The organism is Actinomadura rifamycini DSM 43936 (assembly GCF_000425065.1).
Lineage (GTDB): Bacteria > Actinomycetota > Actinomycetes > Streptosporangiales > Streptosporangiaceae > Spirillospora > Spirillospora rifamycini.
In genome coordinates, this window is sequence record NZ_AULB01000017.1 from 27982 (window position 1) to 48662 (window position 20681).

Sequence of the window (20681 nt, forward strand, 5' to 3'; positions counted from 1 at the left end):
GGTCCCGGACGGACGCCCGTCACGAGAGGCGCCGGCGGACCCAGAAGAAGCAGAAGCCCGCGAGGCCGGCGGTCAGGGCGGCGAAGACGCCCGTCTCGAGCCACTGGAACGCCCAGAAGCGGTCGCCGGAGTGCTGCCTGACGTGCTGCTTGTAGCCGAGGCGGGCGATCTCGGCGAAGCACTCGTCCCCGGGCCCCATCGGCTCCACGAGGTCCTCCGCCGGCCGCGGGGCGCACGCTCCGGCGGCCAGCGACTGCGGCAGCCCGGCCACCTCGCGTCCCGACGCGTCCACCGGGTGGTTGGCGAGCATCCACCCGCCCGGATCGTCCGGCCTCACCTTCACCTGCACGTTGTCCCCGGTCACGATGAACTGCTGCAGGTTGTCCCGCGTGATCGCGACCGTGGACTCCTCGGCCGGGAGCAGGTGCGGACGGACCAGCATCGGCATCGCGACCTGCACGGCCGCGAAGACGGCCAGGGTGACCGCCATCGCGGGCAGCGTCCGGCGGGCGAGGACGCCGACGGTGACGCCGAGCGTGAACGCGAACGCCGCGTACGCCATCGGGACGATGCCGCGCGCGGCGAACGGCATCGGATCGAGCCGGTGGAACTCGGCGCTCGCCGCCTGCTGCACCGGGTCGGACCACCAGGCCGCGGCGAGGACGGCGCCCTCGGTGACGGCCACGGCGGCCGCGCCGACGACGGCGAGCTTGACCGCGAGCCAGCGGGTCCGGGTGATGCTCTGGTTCCAGACGAGCCGGTGCGTGCCCGTTTCGAGTTCGCGGGCGACGAGGGGGGCGCCCCAGAAGGCCCCGAGGAGGGCCGGGACGGCCAGGACGAGCAGGATCAGCGCCTCGAAGAAGAACTGGTAGTCGTCCCGGAACAGCTCGTTGAACCGTTCGCAGTCGCCGCTCGTGCCGCAGGAGGCGAGGCCGGTCGCGTACTCGTCAGCGAGGCCGGGGCCGGTGAGCGCGAGGACGGCCGCGAGCGCGGCCAGCGCGGCGAGGCCCGCCGCCGCGGGCGCGCGGAATTGGCGGAGCGTCAGCCAGATCATCGGACGGCCTCCAGCGGTGCGCGTTCGGGCTTGCGGTCCATGTAGGCGAGGACGAGGTCCTCGAGGGTGACCCGCCCGACCGTCCACGCGGGGTCGAGGACCGGGCCGTCCGAGCGGACGAGGAACGTGCTCTGCCGGTCGGTGTGGCTCTCGGACACGACGTGCTGGTCGTCCGGCAGCCGCGCGGCGTCCCGGCGCGGCCCGCTCAGCCGGTGGTGGGACGCGAGCAGGTCGTCGACGTCGCCGCTCACCTGCACCCGGGACGCGGCCAGCACGATCAGGTGGTCGCAGACCCGTTCGAGGTCGGACACCAGGTGCGACGACAGGACCACGCTGAACGCGTGCTCGGCGACGGCCTCCATGAGCCCTTGCATGAACTCGCGCCGCGCCAGCGGGTCGAGGGCCGCGACCGGTTCGTCCAGGATCAGCAGCTCGGGGCGCTTCGCCAGCCCGATCGTCAGCGCGAGCTGCGCGCGCTGCCCGCCCGACAGCCGTCCGGCGCGCTGCGACGGGTCGAGGCCGAGCCGGTCGATGCGCTCCCGGGCCAGGCCGGCGTCCCAGCCGGGGTTGAGGCGGGCGCCGAGCCGGAGGTGCTCCTCGATGGTGAGGCGCGCGTACGTCGGGGTGTCCTGCGCGACGAACCCGACCTTCGCGAGCTGCGCGGGCCCGCTCGCGGGCCGCCCGCCCACCACCGTGATCTCGCCCTCGGTCGGCGCGAGCTGGCCCGCGGCCAGGCTGAGCAGCGTCGTCTTGCCCGCGCCGTTCGGGCCGACGAGCCCGACGACCCGTCCGGCCGGCACGTCCAGCGTGCAGTCCGACAGGGCCGGGCGCTTCCCGTAGCTCTTGCCCAGGCCCCGCGCCCTGATGACGGCGGTCATGCTACGTCCTCCTGTGCGGCGGCCCGAAAGGTGTCCGAGAACAGGGCCTCGATGCTCTCGTCGTCCAGTCCGGCGAGGCGCGCCTTGGCGAGCCACCGGCGCAGGTCCTTGCGGAGCTCCCCGTGCGCGGCGAGCGACGCGTCCGCGAGCGTCCGGGTGACGAACGTGCCCACCCCGGGACGCGCGGCGACCAGCCCCTCGTGCTCCAGTTCCCGGTACGCCTTGAGCACCGTGTTCGGGTTGATGGCGAGCTGCGCCACGACGTCCTTCACGGTCGGGAGCCGGTCGCCCTCCCGCAGCAGCCCGAGCCGGAGCGCGTGCCGCACCTGCCGGACGAGCTGCTGGTACGGCGACACCCCCGAGCCGGGGTCCAGATGGAACTCGATCACCTCGAAACTCCATTCATCTAGTTCCCTAGTACTTTAAGACTCTCATACATCTCGGGCGGGCGCCGCGGTACGCCTTGCGGGGGGCGCGGGGGCCCTGCACAGTGGCCGGATGGTGACTGCCGAACTGCGCGGGCTGACCGTCCACATCGACACCGGCCGGTGGGCCGAGACGGTGCTCGACGCCGTCGACCTCGACGTCCCGGCCGGGCGGATCACGGCGCTGCTCGGCGAGTCCGGCTGCGGCAAGTCGATGGCCGCCGCGGCGCTCGCGGGCCGGCTGCCGGCGTCCGCGCGCAGCACCGGGCAGGTCCGCGTCGGCGGCGCGGTCGTCCAGGACGGCCGGTGGCGCGAGCTGCGCGGCCGGACCGTCGGGCTGGTGCCGCAGGAGGGCGTCACGGCCTTCGACGCGGACGAGACCGTGGGCGCGCAGCTGCGGAAGCTGGAGCGCCGGTACGGGCGGTGGAGCCTCGATCGCGCGTGCGCGGCCGCCCGTTATCCCGCCGAGTTGTTCGACCTCTACCCCCGCCGGCATTCCGGCGGCCAGATCCAGCGGGCCGCGCTCGCCGCGGCGCTGCTGCCCGCCCCGGACGTCCTCATAGCGGACGAGGCCGCCGCGTCGCTCGACCTCGAGACGGCGTACGAGGTGTGGAAGACCCTCCGCGCGTACGCCGACGGCGGCGCGGCCGTCCTGGCGGTCACGCACGACGTGCCCATGCTGACCGCGACCCGCGTCGCCGACCGCGTCGTGCTCATGCGCGCCGGCGGGGTCGCCGCGACGGGCACGCTCGCCGAGCTGGCGGCCCTCCCCGACCCCTACGTCCGCGGCTTCTTCCACCCGACCGGCCCCTGACGGCCGCACCGGCGGTTGACGCGCGCGGGGCACGGGCCCTACGTTTCTTTCAACCAATGAGTTGAAAGATGCAGGATGACCACGGACACGCTGCCCCGGGTCTTCGCCGCGCTCGCGGACCCGACCCGCCTCGACATGGTGGCCCGCCTCGCCGCGGGCGACGCGACCGCGAGCGAGCTGGCGGAGCCGTACCGGATGTCGCTCCAGGCCGTCTACAAGCACCTGCGGGTGCTCGAAGGCGCCGGGCTCGTCAGCCGGCCGCCGGGACCGCAGCCCCGGCCGGTGCGCCTGGAGGCCGGGGCCCTCGACCTGATGGACACCTGGATCGAGCGCCACCGGCGCCGCCTCGAGGCGCGCCACCGGCGCCTCGACGCCGTCCTGGCGGAGATGGAGGGAGACGACGATGGAGACGGTCATCGAGGCCGTCCCGGACCTGCCGGTGATCCGGACGGCCCGTGACTTCGCGGCGCCCCCCGAACGGCTGCTGCGCGCCCACACCGATCCCGACCTGTTCGCCCGGTGGGTGGGGCCCGACCGGACGAGCACCCGCATCGAGCACTGGGACGCCCGCACCGGCGGAAGCTGGCGGTACGTCTCCGAGCACGACGGCGCGGAGTACCGGTTCTACGGGTGCTTCCACGAGATACGGCCGGACCGCATCGTGCAGACGCTCGCCTTCGACGGCGACCCCGACCGGGTCGCCCTGGAGACGCTGTGGTTCGAGGCCCTGCCGGAGGGGCGCACGCGGCTGCGCTCGCAGTCGCTGGTCGACAGCTTCGAGCGCCGCGACGCGTTCCTGCGCGGCGGCATGGCCGCCGGTCTCGACGAGGGATACACCAAACTGGAGAGGATGCTGACCGATGGCACTGCCTGAGCACCCTGCCGAACGGCACCGGCGGGTCGCGGGCCTGTTCACCGAACGCGTCGGCGGCACCCGGTCGTGGGACGCGCCCGCCCCGGTCGCCGGCTGGACCGCCCGCGACGTCGTCCGCCACCTGACCGAGTGGTTCCCCGGGTTCCTGGCGTCCGGCGCCGGCATCGAGCTGCGCCGCGGACCGTCGGTGGACGACGACCCGGTCGCCGCGTGGCGGGTCCACCGCGACGCGGTGCAGGAGGTGCTGGACGACCCGGAGACCGAACGGCGGGAGTTCGCGAACCCGCACATCGGCGAACTGCCGCTGGCGACCGCGATCGACCGGTTCTATACCGCCGACGTGTTCATGCACACCTGGGACCTCGCGCGGGCCACCGGCCAGGACGACCGGCTCGACCCCGGCTTCTGCGCCGAACTCCTCGCCGGCCTGGAGCCGATGGACGAGGTCCTCCGGTCGTCCGGCCAGTACGGCCCGCGCGTCGAGGTGCCCGCCGACGCGGACGTCCAGGCCCGGATGCTCGGCTTCATCGGCCGCGACCCGTCCTGGCGGGGCCGCTGAGGCGGGCGGGTCAGCGGGTCACCGGGGTCTCCCGCCCGATGCGGGACAGCTTCTCCGGGTTCCGCACGACGTAGAGGCCGGTGACCAGGCCGTCGTCGATCCGCATCGCGACGACGTTGTCGATCTCGCCGTCGATCCGGACGATCAGCGCGGGGCGGCCGTTGACCTGCACCGGCTCGAAGGAGAGCGCGCCCTCGAGCCGGGGCAGCCCGGCCTCCAGCAGGCGGGCCACCTTGCGGGCCCCCACGATCGGCCGCACCACGGCCTGCCGGACGCCGCCGCCGTCGCCGAGCAGGACGACGTCCGGCGCGAGCAGGTCGACGAGGCCCTGGAGGTCGCCCGTCTCGAGCGTCCGCCGGAACGCGTCGATCGCGGCCTGCGACTCGGCCGGGGTGACGGGGGTGCGCGGGCGGCGGGCGGCGACGTGCGCGCGCGCCCGGTGGGCGATCTGCCGGACCGCTTCCCGGCTCTTGCCGACGGCCTCGGCGATCTCGTCGTAGCCGAGGTCGAACACCTCGCGCAGCACGAACACCGCGCGCTCGGTCGGGCCGAGGGTCTCCAGGACCAGCAGCATCGCCATCGAGACGCTCTCGGCCAGTTCGACGTCCTCGGCCACGTCCGGCGAGGTCAGCAGCGGTTCGGGCAGCCAGGTCCCGACGTAGGACTCCCTGCGGCGGCGCAGCGTCCGCAGCCGCATGAGCGCCTGCCGGGTGACGATCCGGACGAGGTACGCGCGCGGCTCCCGGACGGCGGCGAGGTCGACCTCCGCCCAGCGCAGCCACGTCTCCTGGAGGACGTCCTCGGCGTCGGCGGCGGAGCCGAGCATCTCGTAGGCGACGGTGAACAGCAGGTTGCGGTGGACGACGAACGCCTCGGTGGCCGGGTCCGCGGGGTCGGGGAGCGGTGCGTCGGTGTGCGGCTCGCTCATGGTCGGCTCCTGCCCGTCTCGGCCTCGTCGTGCACCCACAAGGTGCCGGTGCCCGCCGGTCCGTGACGTCCCGGGGCGGTGGCGTACGTCACATCGGTGCGCCGTCACGGGGTGCGGGCCGCCGGCATCTCGTGGTCGTCAGGACGCCGCGCGGACCCTCCGCGCGGTGCGCGCCCATGAGTGGGGAGCATGCCATGGAGGCCCGTTTCAACCTGTTCGACAGCGCGACCGCGGCGAAGTTCGCCAAGCGGGTGCACGCCGCGGGCACCGTCCTCGAGCAGTCGTCGCTGCCGAAGGCCGTCCGGGAGCTGGTGATGCTGCGCGTCAGCCAGATCAACGGCTGCGCGATGTGCATCGACATCCACACCAAGGAGGCCGCGGCCGCCGGGGAGGACGCCGTCCGGCTGAACCTGGTCGCGGCGTGGCGGGAGGCGACGGTGTTCACCGAGGCCGAGCGGGCGGCGCTCGCGCTCGCCGAGGAGGGCACCCGGATCGCGGACGCGGGCGACGGCGTGTCCGACGCGACGTGGGCGCGGGTGCGGGAGCACTACGACGACGACCAGACCGGCACGCTGATCGCGGTGATCGCGATGATCAACGCCGCCAACCGGATGAACGTGATCGTGCGCACCCCGGCCGGCTCCTACGCGGCCGGCATGATCGCGACCGCGCTCGACTGAGCGGGGCCGGACCGGCCCGGGGCCGGACGGCCCGGGCCGGTCACCCGTCCCGTCCCGCGCCCCGGGACGGGCGGGCGACATGGAACTCGGGCCCGGTGAACCCGCGCCGCCGGAACGCGTCCCGCACGGCGCTCTCGACGGCCCGCCGGCCGGCCCGCTCGACCAGCGCGATCACCGAGCCGCCGAAGCCGCCGCCGATCATCCGGGCGCCCAGCGCCCCGGCCGCGAGCGCGGCCTCCACGGCCGTGTCGAGTTCGGCGGCGGACACCTCGTAGTCGTCGCGGAGCGAGGCGTGGGAGGCGGTGAGCAGCGGGCCGATCTCCCGCACCCGTCCCGCGCGGAGCGACTCGACGACGGCGAGGACCCGGGCGTTCTCCCGCACGACGTGCCGGACCCGCCGCGCGGCCACGGGGTCGGTGAGGCGGGCGAGGGCGCCGTCGAGGTCGGTCACGTCGCGCAGGTCCGCGACGCCCAGGGCCCGCGCCGCCGCGGCGCAGGTCCGGCGGCGCGCGCCGTACTCGCCGTCCGCGTGCCGGTGCGGCGACCGGGTGTCGACGACGAGGAGGTCGAGCCCGCCGGACGCGAAGTCGCACGGGACGGGCTCGGCGGTCAGGTGCCGCGCGTCCACGAGGAGCGCCCGCCCGTCCGCGCCGTAGAGGGACGCCATCTGGTCCATGACGCCGGTGGGCGCGCCGACGTACTCGTTCTCCGCCCGCTGGACGACCCGGACGAGCTCGGCGCGGTCCGCCTCGACGCCGTCGAGGCCGGTCAGGGCCAGCGCGACGGCGCATTCGAGCGAGTGCGAGGAGGACAGGCCCGCCCCGCGCGGCACGGTGCTCTCGATGCGCAGGTCGGCCCCGCCCGGCGCGGCCCCCGCGCGGGCCAGCGCCCACGCCACGCCCGCGACGTGCGCGCCCCACCCGGTGACCTCGCCCGGGACGGTCGCGGCGGGGAACTCGACCGCGCCGTGCCCGTCGGACACCGCCGTGATGCGGCCGTCGCCGCGCCGCCGGGCGTGCACGACGGTGCGCTGGGCGAGCGCGAACGGCAGGGCGAAGCCGCCGCTGTAGTCGGTGTGCTCGCCGATGATGTTCACCCGTCCCGGCGCGGACCACACTCCGCCGCGCACGGTTCAGACCTCCCGCAGGCGGCGGGCCACCTGCTCCGGGACGGTGTCGGTCACGAACGCCCCCATTCCCGATTCGGACCCGGCGAGGTACTTCAGCTTGTCCGCCGAACGCCGGATCGAGAACAGCTGCAGGTGCAGGTAGCCGAGGTCGTCGGGGTCGTCGACCGGTCCCTGGTGCCATGCGGCGATGTACGGCAGCGGCGCGTCGTAAAGCCGGTCGAATCTTGCCAGCAGGTCGAGGTAGAGCGAGACGAACGCGTCGCGTTCCGCGCCGTCGAGGCCGGGGATGGTCTTCACCCTCCGGCGCGGGTACAGGTGGACCTCCACCGGCCAGCGCGCCGCCGCCGGGACGAACGCCGTCCAGTGCGCGTTCTCCGCGACGACCCGGACGCCGGCGCGGCGCTCGGCGCCGAGCACGTCGGTGTGCAGGTCCCCGCCGGTGCGGCGGCGGTGGCGCGCGGCCGCCCCCAGCATGCGGGACGTCCGCGGCGTCGTGAACGGGTAGGCGTAGATCTGGCCGTGCGGGTGGGACAGGGTCACGCCGATCTCCTCGCCGCGGCTCTCGAAGCAGAACACCTGCTCGACGCCCTCGACGCGGGACAGCGCGGCCGTGCGGTCCGCCCACGCGTCGACGACCAGCCGCGCGTGAGCGGGGGAGAGGTCGGCGAACCGCGCGGAGTGGTCGCTGGAGAAGCAGACCACCTCGCAGCGGCCCGTGCCCGGGCGGATCTCGACCAGCGGACGGCCGCCGGGGCCGTCCAGGGCGGCGCCGTCCAGGGCGGCGCCGTCGAGAACCGCGCCGGTCGACAAGCTCGGGAAGCGGTTCTCGAACACCACGACGTCGTAGTCGTCCGCGGGGATCTCCGTGCGGCGGCCGTCCGCCGAGGGGCACAGCGGGCACGCGTCGGGGGGCGGGAGGAACGTCCGGTCCTGCCGGTGCGACGCCATCATGACCCACTCCTCCAGCAGCGGGTCCCAGCGGATCTGCGAGGCCGTGCTCACCGGCGGCAGCGGCCGCGGGTCGGCGGCGGCCCGCCGCGCGCCGGGGGCGAGGTCGAAGTAGATCAGCTCCCGTCCGTCGGCGAGCGTCGTGGCGGTCTTGTGCGGGGTCATGGTTCCTTGTGGTGGGTAGCGGCGACCGTGCGGAACCCGGCGTTCCCCATGGACGAGTCCGGAGTGTTCGAGGAGCGGGCGGCGTTGCGGTACCGGTTGCAGTAGGAGTCGTGGCAGAGGTAGGAGCCGCCGCGCAGCACCCTGGCCGTGCCCCGGTCGGGGCCCGCGGGGTCCTCGCTCGGGGACGTCCGGTAGTAGGCCGGGTCGAACCAGTCGGCGCACCACTCCCACACGTTCCCGACCGTCTGCCAGAGCCCGTAGCGGTTCGGCTCGTAGGACCGCACCGGCGCGGTCGTCGCCCAGCCGTCCTCGGCGGTGTTGCGCACCGGGAAGTCGCCCTGCCAGATGTTGGCGCGCCACGTCCCGTCCGGTGCGAGGTCGTCGCCCCAGGGGAACCGGGCGCCGGGGAGGCCGCCCCGGGACGCGAACTCCCACTCGGCCTCGGTGGGCAGCCGGCGCCCGCTCCACGCGCAGTACGCGACGGCGTCGTTCCAGCTCACGTGGACGACCGGGTGGTCGTCCAGCCCGTCGAGGCCGCTGCGCCGCCCGCCCGGGTTCCGCCAGGACGCGCCGCGCACGCCGAGCCACCACGGCGCGCCGTCGAACGGCCCCAGCACGTCCGCAGGGGGAGCGGCGAGCGCGAGGTGGAACACGGCGGAGAACCCGTACGCCTCCGCGTCGGTGACGTGGCCGGTGGCGTCGACGAACGCGGCGAAGGCGGCGTTCGTCACCGCGGTGGCGTCGATGGTGAACGGGGCGACGCGCACCTCGTGGACCGGGCCCTCGCCGTCCGCCGGGTCGCCGTCGCCGTGGTGGTCGCCCATCCGGAACCGGCCGCCCGGGACGCGGCACTGCTCGGCGGCCGGTTCCGCGGGCGGGTCGGCGGGCGGGTCGGCCGGCCGTGCCGCCCCGCCGGGCCCCGGAGCGGTCGTCCGGGACCCGGCGGGGGCGGCGTGCCGGAGGGTCGGCGCGCAGCAGGCCCCCTCGCGGGGACGGTCGGTCATGGAACGGTCTTCCGGTAGGTGGCCTCGTCCAGCCCGCTCAGCGTCGGGTCGTACCCCACTTCCCCGACGTCGTACATGGACGTCATCCAGTGGTAGAAGTTGTCGCCCCGTTCGCGCAGGAGCATGTAGAGGCGGCGCGTCAGCCGCGCCCGGACGTCCCGCATCTCGGGGTGCTCGTAGCGGTTCAGCAGCTCGTCCGGGTCCGACTCCAGGTCGTAGAGCTCGTTGACCGAGTCGGGGTTCACCACCAGCTTGTACCGGTCCGTGCGGAGCATCCGCTGGGGATACGGGAAGTGGTGGCCGTGGAACTCGCACACGATGTCGTCGTCCCACTCGGCCTCCTCCCCGCCGAGCAGGGGCAGCAGGCTGCGCGAGTCGACGGCCGCCTTCGGGTCGACGCCGGCGAGTTCGAGGATCGTCGCCGTGCAGTCGAGCAGGCTGACGAACTCGTCGCGGACCACGCCGCCGGGCCGTCCCGGCACGCGCAGCAGGCCCGGGGTCCGGTAGATGTCCTCGTACATCGCCGGGCCCTTGTCGTGCAGCCGGTGCGCCCCGGTGAACTCGCCGTGGTCGCAGGTGAAGAACACCGCGGTGTCGTCGACGAGCCCGAGCCGCCGCATGGCGTCCATGACCCGGCCGATCTGCCGGTCGATGAGCGCCACGTACCCCCAGTAGACGGCGATCAGCTTGCGCGTGGTCTCGATCGGCATCGTGTCGAACGTCCAGTGCGCGCTGTAGTTCTTCTGCACCGGGGGCTTGCCGGCGAAGGTCTCCGCGACCGACCGCGGCAGTTCGACGTCCGCCGGGTCGAACATGTCGAAGTACTCGTCCGGCAGGATGTACGGCAGGTGGGGGCCGAAGAAGTGCAGCGCCAGGAAGAACGGCCTGTCCTGATTCCGGACGTCTTCCGCGTACCGTTCGAGCATCTCGATCGCCCGGGTGGCGAGGTAGTGCTCGAACGTCGCCTCCTCGGGCTGGTGCAGCCGGGCGGCGAGCAGGTTGCCGGGGCCGCCGTTGGGCAGCGTGCCGCGGATCCGGTCGGAGATCTCGTACGGGGGCAGGCCGTTCTCGGCGAGGTACGCCAGGTAGTCGGGGTGGTCGACGGGGTTGTGCCAGCCGGGCAGGTCCGGCCCGTCGAAACCGAAGTCGGCGGCGGTCTTGTCCGTGCCGACGTGCCACTTGCCGATCAGGCCGCAGTTGTAGCCCTGCTCCCGCAGCGCCCGCGAGAACGTGAACTGCCCGTCGGCGAGGTCCTCGATGTAGCCGACGTTGCGCTCGTGGTTGGCGAGCAGCTTGTGCCGGAACGGCGCCTGCCCGGTCAGCAGGCTCGCGCGCGCCGGGGTGCAGATCGCCGTCGGCGTGTACCACCGGTCGAAGCGGGTGCCGCCGTCCGCCAGCTCGTCCAGGACGGGCGTCGCCGCGTGCCCGTTGCCGTACGCGCCGAGCGTGTCCGCCCGGTGCTGGTCGGTCATGAGGAAGAGGATGTTGCGCGGGTTCGTCACTTGGCGGCCGCCGTGAACAGATCGCCGGTGTAGAAGGTCTTCGGATCGACCGGCGAGTCGAGCTTGCCCGTGTCGACGAAGTACCGGGTCATCGTCGTCAGCCACTTGTCGATGGTGCCGTCCCCGGTCATCGTGTCGAGCTCCTCGGCGGAGAGCACCTTGACGTTGGCGGCGTCGGCCTTCACCTGGTCGACCGGCATGTCGAGCATCTCGGCGGTGAGCTCGATCGACTCGTCCATGTTGGCCGTGCGGTACTCCATCGCCTCGCGCAGCGCCGCGAGCAGCTTCGTCGTCTTGTCCTTCTCGCCGGAGACGACCTCGTTGCCCGCGACGAACGCGGTCGGGAAGGCCATCTCCGCCTCGAAGTCGGAGTTCTTGGCCAGCTCGGCCAGGTCCGGCACCTGCTTCTTGATCGTCGCGATGGCCGGGTACCAGAAGCCCGCGGCGTCGATCTGCTTGGACGAGAACGCCGACACGATGGTCGAGGCGTCCATGTTGACGACCTTGACGTCCTTCTTCGTGAGCCCCGCCTTCTCGAGGGCGAGGGTGAGGATCATGTCGCCGGAGGTCCCCTCGGGCACCCCGACGCTCTTGCCCTTGAGCTGCGCGAGCGAGGTGATGCCGCCCTGCGCGATGACCCGGTCGGCGTTGCCGAGGGTGTTCAACGCGATGATCTTCGCCTGGCCGGAGGCCGGCAGCCAGAACGCGCCGGGGCCGATGTACCCGGCGTCGAGGTCGCCGGTGCCGAGCGCCTGGATCTGCAGCGGGCCGTTGGTGAACACCTTCGCGTTGACCTCGAGGCCGTGCTTCTCCCAGATCTTCTGGTCCTCGGCGATGGCGAGCAGGCTGGTGCCGTTGTAGTCGTTGATGTAGCCGAAGTCGACCTCGACCGCGTCGCCGCCGGAGCCGGAGCCGCAGGCGGAGAGGGCCAGCACGGCGGCCGTGCCCAGGGCGGTGGCGGCGGAGAATCTGCGTGGCAGGGACATGTCCGTTCCTCGGATCAGGCCGTTGTCGATGACGGCAGGGGGTGCTGGGAATCGGCGGCCGTCCGGCCGTCCTGGTGGTACACGGAGTTCCAGACGCGGTTGCGCAGCGCCGCGAACTCCATGCTGAGCCGGAACTCCTCCGACCGGGGGTAGGGCAGGTCGACGTCGATGACGTCGTAGATGCGGCCGGGGCCGGCGGCCATCACGATGACGCGGTTGGCGAGGAACACCGCCTCGTCCACGTCGTGGGTGATGAACAGGACGGTGCGCTTCTCCTCGCTCCAGGTGTCGAGGAGCTGCTCCTGGAGCTTCACCCGGGTGAGCGCGTCGAGCGCGCCGAACGGCTCGTCCATCAGCAGGATCGACGGGTTCCCGGCGTAGGCGCGGGCGATCGCGCAGCGCTGCCGCATCCCGCCGGACAGCATCTTGGGCAGCGCGTCGGCGAACTGCGCCAGCCCGACCAGATCGATGAAGTGCTGCGCCCGGTCGCGGCGCTCCGCCTTCGGCACCCGCGCCGTCTTCAACCCGAACTCGACGTTCTTGCGGACCGTCAGCCAGGGGAACAGGGCGTACTGCTGGAAGATGACGCCGCGCTCGGGACCCGGGCCCGAGACCGCCTCGCCGTCCACGAGCGCCCGCCCCTCGGAGGGCTGCTCGAGCCCGGCCAGGATGTTGAGCAGCGTGCTCTTGCCGCATCCGGACGGCCCCACGACCGTCACGAACTCGTTGTCGGCGATGTCGAGCGAGACGCGGTCGAGCGCGGTGAAGGACTCCTTGCCGAGGGCGAAGACCTTGCTGACGTCCTGGACCGAGATCTTCGGCGGGGTGGTCATCGGCGCTCCTGCCATCCGGTGAGCTTGCGTTCGGCCAGCAGGAGCACCCGGTCCATGAGCAGGCCGAGGATCCCGATGGCGATGAGTCCCACGAAGATCGTGGGCAGGTCGTAGTACAGCTGCGCGTTCTGCATCCGGTACCCGAGGCCCTCCTGCGCCGCGATGAGCTCGGCGGCGACCAGCGTCGCCCAGGCCGAGCCCAGCCCGACCCGCATGCCGACGAGGATGAACGGGGTCGACGCCGGCACGACCACCCGCAGGAAGATGCCGAGGTCCTTGGCGCCGAGGACGCGCGCCGCGTTGATCAGGGTGCGGTCGATGTCCACCACGCCCTGGAAGGTCGAGATGACGCAGACGAGGAACGACGCCAGGAAGATGACGAAGATCTTCGGCGTCTCGCCGATGCCCATCAGGACGATGGCCAGCGGGATGATCGCCAGCGGCGGGATGGTGCGGAAGAACTGCACCCAGGGCTCGACGAGGCCGCGCACGAACCCGTACCACCCCATGAGGAAGCCCACCGGGATCGCGAGGCCGGTGCCGAGGGCGAAGCCGGCGAGCACCCGGCCCAGGCTGGCGACGACGTCCTCTTGGAGCGTTCCGTTCCCGATGAGCGTGCCGGCCTTCGACAGCACCTCGCCCGGCGTCGGGAGGTTGAGGCCCGCCGCGGCCAGCGCCCACCACAGGGCGACGCCGAAGGCGACGGACGCGGCGTTCAGCAGCAGCGGCAGCCCTTTGCGGCGCGCGCCCGCCGCCGTGCCCGAACGCCCCTTGGCGGCCGACGCGCCCGGACCGTCCCGGCCGGTGCGGCTCCCCTGGCCGCTCTGATCACTGAGCACGGCCATAAGCCACTCCTCTGCTCGTTGTCTTCCGCGCACGCTCGATCGGCGCGGTCCCGGCGGGGTTCGCCTCGGGCGCCTCCGGATAGGCCGCCAGCAGCGGCGAGCTGTGGAAGAGCGCGGCGAGGGCGCCGAGCGCGCCGTCGTCGTCGCTGAGCTCGGCCCGGCGCACGACCGGCGCGGAGCCGCCGGGGAAGTTCGCGGCGGCGATGGCCGCGGCGGCCTCCTCCAGCAGGACGGGCGCCACCCGGGTGACCTCGCCGCCGATGACGATCTCCCCGGGATCGAGGATGAGGGACGCGGTGCCCAGCACCCGCCCGACGGCGGCCCCCGCCGCCCGCAGCGTCCGGTCCGCGACCGGGTCGCCGCGCTCCACCGCGGCTGCCAGGCCGCCGAGGTCCGCCACGGCGAGGCCGCGCTCCCGGCAGGTCCGGAGGAGGGCGGGGACCGACGCGAGCGTCTCGACGCAGCCCCGCTTGCCGCAGCGGCACGCGAGCCCGTCCGGGTCCGCGGTGACGTGCCCCAGCTCGCCCGCCAGCCCGGACGAGCCGGTGACCAGCCGCCCGCCGACGACCAGCCCGCCGCCCACCCCGTCGGAGATGCGCAGGTAGAGCAGGTTCTCGACGGAGCTGCGGCCGAAGACGGCCTCCGCGAGCGCGGCCAGCCGGGTGTTGTTGTCCACGATGACGGGCGCCCCGAAGCGCGCCGCGAACGCCACCTGCACCACCGCCTCCGGGGTGCCGTGCGCCGCCGCCTCCCGCACCGCCTCCCGCGCCGCGTCCCGCACGGTCTCCCGCGCTCTCTCCCGCGCCGCCTCCCGCGGCGGCGTCACGAGGACGCCCGGCTTCGCGCGGTACGGACCGGGCACCCCGATGCCGACGCCCTGCAGCGCGCCGAAGTGCACCCCGGACTCGGCGCTGAGCCGGTCGATGAGCCGGAACGCCAGGTCGAGCCGGACGTGCCACGGGGCGTCGTCGTACCGCTCCGACCCGGCCAGGACGATCTCGTGCGAGGCGTCCGCGACCGCGAGGCGCACCCGGCGGTGGCCGAAGTCGATGCCCATGAACTGCCCGGAGGCGGGGTCGAGGGCGAGCCGCTCGGCGGGCCGCCCGCTGCCCTCCCGCCGGTCCGCGTCGGTGTCGACGACCACGATGGCGCCGCGCTGCAGCAGGCTGCCGGTGATCTCGGAGAGGGTGGTGCGGGACAGCCCGACGGCGAGGGCGATCTGCCGGCGGCTCATGGCGCCGTGCTCGCGGAGGACGCGCAGGACGCGCTCCTCGTGCGTGCGCCGTACCAGCGCGTGGACTCCAGCCGACCGTGCCATGGCGCAACGCTGGCAGCGGGCAATTTTTCCGTCAACACTCCGACAAAAAGAACCTGCGCGCTTCCGATGCGGTGCCGTACCCGTCCGCGGCACGCGTCCAACGACCTTTTTGTCGCGTGTTCACCGACGGAAAGAGTCTCTATAACGTCACCTCACAGGCAGGGCAGCGGCGTCCTGCACGACGAAGGTGGAGTGAGCGATGACCAGCTCCGGAAACGGCCCGCACCTCGGGCGGCGTTCCCTGTTGATCGGTGCCGCCGGCTCGCTGGCGGTGGCGGCGCTGCCCGGCACCGCCGCCGCGCGGCAGCTCCCGCCGGGCGCGGCGCCGGGGCGGCGGTACCCGGCGAACTGGCCCGACCCCGAGCCCTACGGCCTCGCCGACACGCGGTCGCACCTGTGGCCGCGCCCGGACAACTCGTTCGTCCTGCCGCTCGAACTGCGCCCCCGCGACCGGGAGCGCGGCACCGTCTGGATGCGCGACACCTACGTCAACCGCTTCGTCGTCGGCGGCCGGTCGCTGTACGTCGCCACCGGAACCACCCGCGTGCCCGGTCTCGACCGCGCCGCCCCGTGGAACGACGGCATCTTCGTGTGGGTGGCCCGGTCGCTGCGCGGCCCGTGGCGGCTGGTCGACACGACCCGGGTGCGGCCCGGCGCCGAGAAGGGCAAGGTGTGGTCGCCCGAGTTCGCCGCCGAGAACCGCCCCGGGCGGACGGTCGTCGCCCCGTGGCAGGAGTACTGGTACGACGACGAGTTCGGCAAGCGCGGCGAGGTCTGGGCGCCGGAGCTGCACTACTTCCGCGGCACCTGGTACATCGTCGCCTGCATGGGCGACCACTCCAGGAAGGTGGGCTCGTTCATGCTGAAGAGCGAGGGAGGGATCGAGGGCCCGTACCGGCTGATCGAGGGCAACCACGACAAGCCGTTCGGCGAGTCGTTCATCGGCGGGCCGAATTTCATCGAACCCGGCGCCTACCACCACATCGACGGCGGCATGTACACCGAGGACGGCGACGCGTGGCTCGTCCTGCACAACGACCTGTACGCCAGGTTCCGGGACGACATGGAGGACATCGTCCCGGCGGCCGGCCTGCCGGAGTTCCGGCAGACGCCGTACGCGCCCGAGCCGTACCTCGAAGGCGCCTACGTCTTCAAGTTCCAGGGCAAGTACTACCTCTCGCACGCCGTGTGGAACCGGACGTCGACCGGCCCGGACGGCGGCACCCGCTACGCCTACGAGCCGGGCGGCCCCGGCCGCACGCAGTACCAGTACGACACGGTCATCGCCGTCGCGGACAGCTTCGAGGGGCCGTACTCGGAGCGCTACACCGCGGGCGTCGGCATCGGCCACAACAACCTGTTCACCGACCGCACCGGGCGGCCGTGGGCGACGTACTTCCTCAACCCGAACGCCGGCTACTGGTCCGACCCCTCGCGCATCGGCGACGCCGCGGTGCCCGGGGTCGTCCGGATGGAATGGACCGGCCCCGAAGGCGACCGCCTGTACGTGAAGCGGCGCGGCCGCGGGACGGACGGCTGACGGGGGCCGTGACCGGCCTCCACAGGGAAGTCGTGACGTGCGTGTTTTGTACCGGTGACCTACTTCGGCGATGCTGAGGGCGTGTCAACGGAGACTGTTACCGGCGCCGCCGAGCTGCGCGCCTTCCTGCACGGCCTTCCGGGCGTCGACCGGGTCGGGGCCGAGGAGCGGGCCGCGCGGCTCGCGGGCCGGTCGATCAAGACGTCGGCGAAGGCCGCGGCGATTGACCTCGCGATCTCGATGGTGGACCTGACCACGCTCGAGGGCGCCGACACGCCCGGGAAGGTGCGGGCGCTGTGCGCGAAGGCCGCCCGCCCCGACCCGGACGATCCGGGCGTGCCGAGGGTCGCGGCGGTGTGCGTCTACCCCGACCTCGTCGACGTCGCGGTGCGGGCGCTGGACGGCACGGGCATCGGCGTCGCGAGCGTCGCGACGTCGTTCCCGTCCGGCCGCGCGCCGCTGGAGGCGAAGCTCGCCGACACCCGGGCGGCGGTCGCGGCCGGGGCGGCCGAGATCGACATGGTGATCGACCGGGGCGCGTTCCTCGCGGGCGACTACGCCAAGGTGGCCGACGAGATCGCCGCCGTGAAGGAGGCGTGCGGGTCCGCGCACCTGAAGGTGATCCTCGAGACGGGCGAGCTGGCGACGCTCGACAACGTGCGGCGCGCGTCCTGGCTGGCGATGCGCGCCGGGGGCGACTTCATCAAGACCTCGACGGGCAAGGTGTCCCCGGCGGCGACGCTGCCGGTCACGCTCGTGATGCTGGAGGCCGTCCGCGACTTCCGCGCCGCGACCGGGCGGCAGGTCGGGGTGAAGCCCGCGGGCGGCATCCGCACCACCAAGGACGCGATCAAGTACCTGGTGCTGGTGAACGAGACGGCCGGGCCGGACTGGCTGGCGCCCGAGTGGTTCCGGCTGGGCGCGTCCAGCGTGCTGAACGATCTGCTGATGCAGCGCCGCAAGCTCGCCACCGGGGTGTACTCCGGTCCCGACTACTTCACCCTGGACTGATCTTCATGGTTTTCGAGTACGCGCCCGCGCCCGAGTCGGCGTCGGTCGTCGACATCCGCGAGTCGTACGGGCTGTTCGTGGACGGCGCGTTCACGCGCGGCGGCGGCGAGCCGTTCAAGACGGTCAACCCCGCGGACGAGACCGTGCTGGCCGAGGTCGCCTGCGCCGACGAGCGCGACGTCGACCGGGCCGTGAAGGCCGCGCGGAAGGCGTTCGACAAGGTGTGGGGCCCGATGCCGGGCGCCGAACGCGCCAAGTACCTGTACCGCATCGCCCGGATCGTCCAGGAACGGGCGCGGGAGCTGGCGGTGCTGGAGTCGATCGACAACGGCAAGCCGATCCGGGAGTCCCGGGACGTCGACGTGCCGCTGGTCGCCGCGCACTTCTTCTACTACGCCGGATGGGCCGACAAGCTCGGCCACGCCGGGTTCGGCGCCGACCCGCGGCCGCTGGGCGTCGCCGCGCAGGTCATCCCGTGGAACTTCCCGCTGCTGATGCTCGCCTGGAAGATCGCTCCCGCGCTGGCGTGCGGCAACACCGTGGTGCTCAAGCCCGCGGAGACGACGCCGCTGACCGCGCTGGTGTTCGCCGACATCTGCCGGCAGGCCGAGCTGCCCCCCGGCGTCGTGAACATCGTGACGGGCGCGGGCGGGACCGGACGCGCGCTCGTCGCCCACGGCGACGTCGACAAGGTCGCGTTCACCGGGTCCACCGAGGTCGGCAAGGAGATCGCGCGGACGGTCGCCGGGACGCGCAAGAAGCTCACGCTCGAACTCGGCGGCAAGGCCGCGAACATCGTGTACGCCGACGCCGCGCTCGACCAGGCCGTCGAGGGCGTCGTCAACGGGATCTTCTTCAACCAGGGGCACGTGTGCTGCGCGGGCTCGCGGCTGCTCGTGCAGGAGTCGGTCGCCGACGAGCTGCTCGACCGGCTGAAGGCCCGCATGGCGACGCTCCGGGTCGGTGACCCGCTCGACAAGAACACCGACGTCGGGGCGGTGAACTCGGCCGCCCAGCTCGCGCGGATCCGCGAACTGGCGGCGTCCGGCGAGCAGGAGGGCGCGGTCCGCTGGTCGCCGCCGTGCGACCTGCCCGACCGCGGCTTCTGGTTCGCGCCGACCGTGTTCACCGGCGTCGCGCAGTCGCACCGCATCGCGCGGGAGGAGATCTTCGGGCCCGTCCTGTCGGTGCTGACGTTCCGCACGCCGGACGAGGCCGTCGCGAAGGCGAACAACACCCCGTACGGGCTGTCGGCCGGGATCTGGACGGAGAAGGGCTCGCAGATCCTCTGGACGGCGCAGCGGCTGCGCGCCGGGGTGGTGTGGGCGAACACCTTCAACAAGTTCGACCCGGCGTCCCCGTTCGGCGGCTACAAGGAATCGGGGTTCGGCCGCGAGGGCGGACGCCACGGACTGGAGGCGTATCTCGATGTCTGAGCGGCCCGTGAAGCACGAGCGGTTGAGCGTGCGCAAGACGTACAAGCTGTACGTCGGCGGCGCCTTCCCCCGATCCGAGTCCGGCAGGTCGTACGTGGTCACCGACGCGAAGGGGCGGTTCGTCGCGAACGCCTCGCACGCCTCCCGCAAGGACGTCCGCGACGCCGTCGCCGCCGCCCGCAAGGCGTTCGGCGGCTGGTCCGGCCGCACCCCCTACAACCGCGGCCAGATCCTGTACCGGATCGCGGAGATGCTGGAGGGGCGCGGCGCCCAGTTCGCGGACGAGCTGCGCACCGCCGGGCTGTCGAAGGCCGCGGCGTCCGCCGAGGTGGACGCGGCCGTCGACCGGTGGGTCTGGTACGCGGGGTGGGCCGACAAGATCGCCGCCGTCGCCGGGTCCGCGAACCCCGTCGCGGGGCCGTTCTTCAACTTCTCGACGCCCGAGCCGACCGGCGTCGTCGGCGTGGTCGCGCCCGACTCGCCGCTGCTCGGGCTCGTGTCGACGGTCGCGCCCGCGATCGTGACGGGCAGCACCGCCGTCGTCGTGGCGTCCGAACCCGCGCCGCTCCCGGCGATCACGCTCGCCGAGGTGCTCGCGACGTCCGATCTGCCCGGCGGCGTGGTCAACATCCTCACCGGGCGCCGCGCCGAACTCGCGCCGTGGCTCGCGACGCACATGGACGTCAACGCGCTCGACCTCGCGGGCGTCCCGGCGGACGCCGTCGCCGACCTGGAGGAGAAGGCCGCCGGGAACCTCAAGCGGGTGGTCCGTCCGGACGAATCCGACTGGGGTGCGGAGCCGGGAACCGCCCGGATCACCGCGTTCCTGGAGACCAAGACGGTCTGGCACCCGGTTGGGGTGTGAAACCCGAATGACGCGGAGTGTGTAGAGGGTCACGAACGGTGGAATAGACCCCCCGATCACAGGGGGGAGATCGTATGCCTGCGAAGACGAAGTCGACCAGGTCGACCAAGGCCACCGCTTCGAAGACAGGCGGCGCGAAGACGTCCTCGTCCAAGACGTCCGCGTCGAAGGCGTCCGCGTCGAAGGCTTCGACGTCCAAGGCTTCGACGTCCAAGGCGTCCGGGTCGAAGAGCACCGCGAAGAAGCCCGCGTCGCGGACGAGCGCGGCGACGAGCCGCTCGTCGTCCGCCGCCGCGACGCGGGTGACCAAGGCCGCGTCCGAGGCGAAGGCCGCCGCCACGCAGATGAAGTCGGTCGCCACGAAGGCGTCGTCGTCGGCGAAGGCCATGACGGCGATGACCGAGGCGATGACGACCGCGACCAAGGCGATGACCGACGCCGCCAAGGCGATGGACGCGGCCGCCAAGGAGATCACCAAGGAGGGCGCGAAGGCGTCGTCCGCGGCGCGCAAGACCGGGACGACGGCCCGCAAGAGCGGCACCGCCAAGTCCGGCGGCGCCCGCAAGTCGACCTCGGCGGCGTCGTCGCGCTCCCGGACGACCGCGACCGCGCGGGTGAGCCCGTCCAAGCCGGCGAAGTCGGGCGCCGCGAAGAAGAGCGCCTCGCGCGCCTCGACGTCGCGCCGGAGCACGGCGTCGTCCACGTCGTCCCGCGCGGCGACCGCCAAGGGGTCCGGATCATCGCGCAACCCGGCCGCCCGCGCCGTCGCCGCCGCCCGGTCCGTCGCCGCGACCGCGCCGCCCGCGGCGCCGCTCGTCGAGCCGCGCACCGGACCCGGCGGGTTCCTCAGCGGGCTCACCGGCAACGGGATCGGCCGCGGGCGCTGA

The 20681-nt window shown here is 73.3% G+C and carries 23 protein-coding genes; 10 read left to right on the forward strand and 13 right to left on the reverse strand.

The annotated features are described in order from the left end of the window. Positions 1-19 precede the first annotated feature (19 nt). The 3 genes from H505_RS0117195 to H505_RS0117205 are packed head-to-tail and all read right to left on the reverse strand — an operon-like array spanning position 20 to position 2321. Positions 20-1054: an ABC transporter permease subunit gene (locus H505_RS0117195; protein WP_026402988.1), complete on the reverse strand. Its 1035-nt coding sequence runs from the start codon at positions 1052-1054 to the stop codon at positions 20-22. Then, a complete protein-coding gene (locus tag H505_RS0117200) occupies positions 1051-1932 on the reverse strand; it encodes an ABC transporter ATP-binding protein (RefSeq protein WP_026402989.1) in 882 nt (293 codons plus the stop codon). The genes H505_RS0117195 and H505_RS0117200 overlap by 4 nt, the downstream gene beginning before the upstream one ends. Next, positions 1929-2321 carry a GntR family transcriptional regulator gene (locus tag H505_RS0117205; protein ID WP_026402990.1) on the reverse strand — a complete coding sequence of 131 codons (393 nt, stop codon included), beginning with the start codon at positions 2319-2321 and terminating at the stop codon, positions 1929-1931. Before H505_RS0117205 ends, H505_RS0117200 begins: the two co-directional genes overlap by 4 nt. Before the next feature lie 109 nt (positions 2322-2430). On the opposite strand from H505_RS0117205, the gene H505_RS0117210 reads away from it, so the two are divergent. From H505_RS0117210 to H505_RS0117225, 4 genes are all read left to right on the forward strand, one after another. Then, on the forward strand, positions 2431-3171 hold the full coding sequence (locus tag H505_RS0117210; protein ID WP_026402991.1) for an ATP-binding cassette domain-containing protein: 741 nt from the start codon (positions 2431-2433) through the stop codon (positions 3169-3171). A gap of 75 nt (positions 3172-3246) precedes the next feature. Next, positions 3247-3630 (forward strand): ArsR/SmtB family transcription factor, encoded by a 384-nt coding sequence (locus tag H505_RS0117215; RefSeq protein WP_026403102.1) that lies wholly within the window; start codon positions 3247-3249, stop codon positions 3628-3630. Further along, the gene (locus tag H505_RS0117220; RefSeq protein WP_026402992.1) at positions 3575-4045 is read left to right on the forward strand and encodes an SRPBCC domain-containing protein; all 471 of its coding nucleotides are present in this window, start codon (positions 3575-3577) and stop codon (positions 4043-4045) included. Before H505_RS0117215 ends, H505_RS0117220 begins: the two co-directional genes overlap by 56 nt. Beyond that, entirely contained in the window at positions 4032-4604 is a 573-nt protein-coding gene (locus H505_RS0117225) for a TIGR03086 family metal-binding protein (RefSeq protein WP_026402993.1), read from the forward strand. Before H505_RS0117220 ends, H505_RS0117225 begins: the two co-directional genes overlap by 14 nt. A 10-nt stretch (positions 4605-4614) precedes the next feature. Here H505_RS0117225 and H505_RS0117230 read toward each other — a convergent pair whose 3' ends face one another. Then, the gene (locus H505_RS0117230; protein WP_026402994.1) at positions 4615-5532 is read right to left on the reverse strand and encodes an RNA polymerase sigma-70 factor; all 918 of its coding nucleotides are present in this window, start codon (positions 5530-5532) and stop codon (positions 4615-4617) included. 194 nt (positions 5533-5726) lie between these two features. Between H505_RS0117230 and H505_RS0117235 the strand changes: the two genes are divergently transcribed. Further along, the gene (locus tag H505_RS0117235; RefSeq protein WP_026402995.1) at positions 5727-6212 is read left to right on the forward strand and encodes a carboxymuconolactone decarboxylase family protein; all 486 of its coding nucleotides are present in this window, start codon (positions 5727-5729) and stop codon (positions 6210-6212) included. 40 nt (positions 6213-6252) lie between these two features. On the opposite strand, the gene galK is transcribed toward H505_RS0117235, so the two are convergent. Genes galK through H505_RS0117275 form a run of 8 tightly spaced genes read right to left on the reverse strand, consistent with a single transcriptional unit; the run spans position 6253 to position 14942 of the window. After that, positions 6253-7341, reverse strand: coding sequence for a galactokinase (gene galK / locus H505_RS42450; protein ID WP_034518359.1), 1089 nt, complete (start codon positions 7339-7341; stop codon positions 6253-6255). 3 nt (positions 7342-7344) lie between these two features. Beyond that, the gene (gene galT / locus H505_RS0117245; RefSeq protein ID WP_026402996.1) at positions 7345-8454 is read right to left on the reverse strand and encodes a galactose-1-phosphate uridylyltransferase; all 1110 of its coding nucleotides are present in this window, start codon (positions 8452-8454) and stop codon (positions 7345-7347) included. Continuing rightward, entirely contained in the window at positions 8451-9458 is a 1008-nt protein-coding gene (locus H505_RS42455; protein ID WP_084550382.1) for a formylglycine-generating enzyme family protein, read from the reverse strand. The genes galT and H505_RS42455 overlap by 4 nt, the downstream gene beginning before the upstream one ends. Continuing rightward, positions 9455-10960: a sulfatase family protein gene (locus H505_RS0117255; RefSeq protein WP_026402997.1), complete on the reverse strand. Its 1506-nt coding sequence runs from the start codon at positions 10958-10960 to the stop codon at positions 9455-9457. The genes H505_RS42455 and H505_RS0117255 overlap by 4 nt, the downstream gene beginning before the upstream one ends. Continuing rightward, positions 10957-11946 (reverse strand): aliphatic sulfonate ABC transporter substrate-binding protein, encoded by a 990-nt coding sequence (locus tag H505_RS0117260; RefSeq protein ID WP_026402998.1) that lies wholly within the window; start codon positions 11944-11946, stop codon positions 10957-10959. Before H505_RS0117260 ends, H505_RS0117255 begins: the two co-directional genes overlap by 4 nt. 14 nt (positions 11947-11960) lie before the next feature. Further along, complete coding sequence (locus H505_RS0117265) at positions 11961-12779, reverse strand: ABC transporter ATP-binding protein (protein ID WP_026402999.1); 819 nt, start codon at positions 12777-12779, stop codon at positions 11961-11963. Then, entirely contained in the window at positions 12776-13624 is an 849-nt protein-coding gene (locus H505_RS0117270) for an ABC transporter permease (protein ID WP_026403000.1), read from the reverse strand. The genes H505_RS0117265 and H505_RS0117270 overlap by 4 nt, the downstream gene beginning before the upstream one ends. Then, a complete protein-coding gene (locus H505_RS0117275) occupies positions 13608-14942 on the reverse strand; it encodes an ROK family transcriptional regulator (RefSeq protein WP_026403001.1) in 1335 nt (444 codons plus the stop codon). Before H505_RS0117275 ends, H505_RS0117270 begins: the two co-directional genes overlap by 17 nt. A gap of 199 nt (positions 14943-15141) precedes the next feature. Between H505_RS0117275 and H505_RS0117280 the strand changes: the two genes are divergently transcribed. The 4 genes from H505_RS0117280 to H505_RS0117295 all read left to right on the forward strand — a co-directional run bounded on the left by H505_RS0117280 (position 15142) and on the right by H505_RS0117295 (position 19794). After that, positions 15142-16482, forward strand: coding sequence for a family 43 glycosylhydrolase (locus tag H505_RS0117280; protein WP_026403002.1), 1341 nt, complete (start codon positions 15142-15144; stop codon positions 16480-16482). Between the two features lie 81 nt (positions 16483-16563). Then, positions 16564-17493, forward strand: coding sequence for a deoxyribose-phosphate aldolase (gene deoC, locus H505_RS0117285; RefSeq protein WP_026403003.1), 930 nt, complete (start codon positions 16564-16566; stop codon positions 17491-17493). 5 nt (positions 17494-17498) lie between these two features. Then, positions 17499-18929, forward strand: a complete 1431-nt coding sequence (locus H505_RS0117290; RefSeq protein ID WP_026403004.1) for an aldehyde dehydrogenase family protein — start codon at positions 17499-17501, stop codon at positions 18927-18929. Continuing rightward, positions 18922-19794, forward strand: a complete 873-nt coding sequence (locus H505_RS0117295; protein ID WP_026403005.1) for an aldehyde dehydrogenase family protein — start codon at positions 18922-18924, stop codon at positions 19792-19794. The genes H505_RS0117290 and H505_RS0117295 overlap by 8 nt, the downstream gene beginning before the upstream one ends. Here the strand turns inward: H505_RS0117295 and H505_RS49885 are convergent. Further along, positions 19745-20182, reverse strand: coding sequence for a hypothetical protein (locus H505_RS49885; RefSeq protein WP_157433027.1), 438 nt, complete (start codon positions 20180-20182; stop codon positions 19745-19747). The genes H505_RS0117295 and H505_RS49885 overlap by 50 nt on opposite strands. Between H505_RS49885 and H505_RS49890 the strand changes: the two genes are divergently transcribed. Further along, a complete protein-coding gene (locus H505_RS49890) occupies positions 20181-20681 on the forward strand; it encodes a hypothetical protein (protein ID WP_157433028.1) in 501 nt (166 codons plus the stop codon). The two genes, H505_RS49885 and H505_RS49890, sit on opposite strands and share 2 nt — an antisense overlap.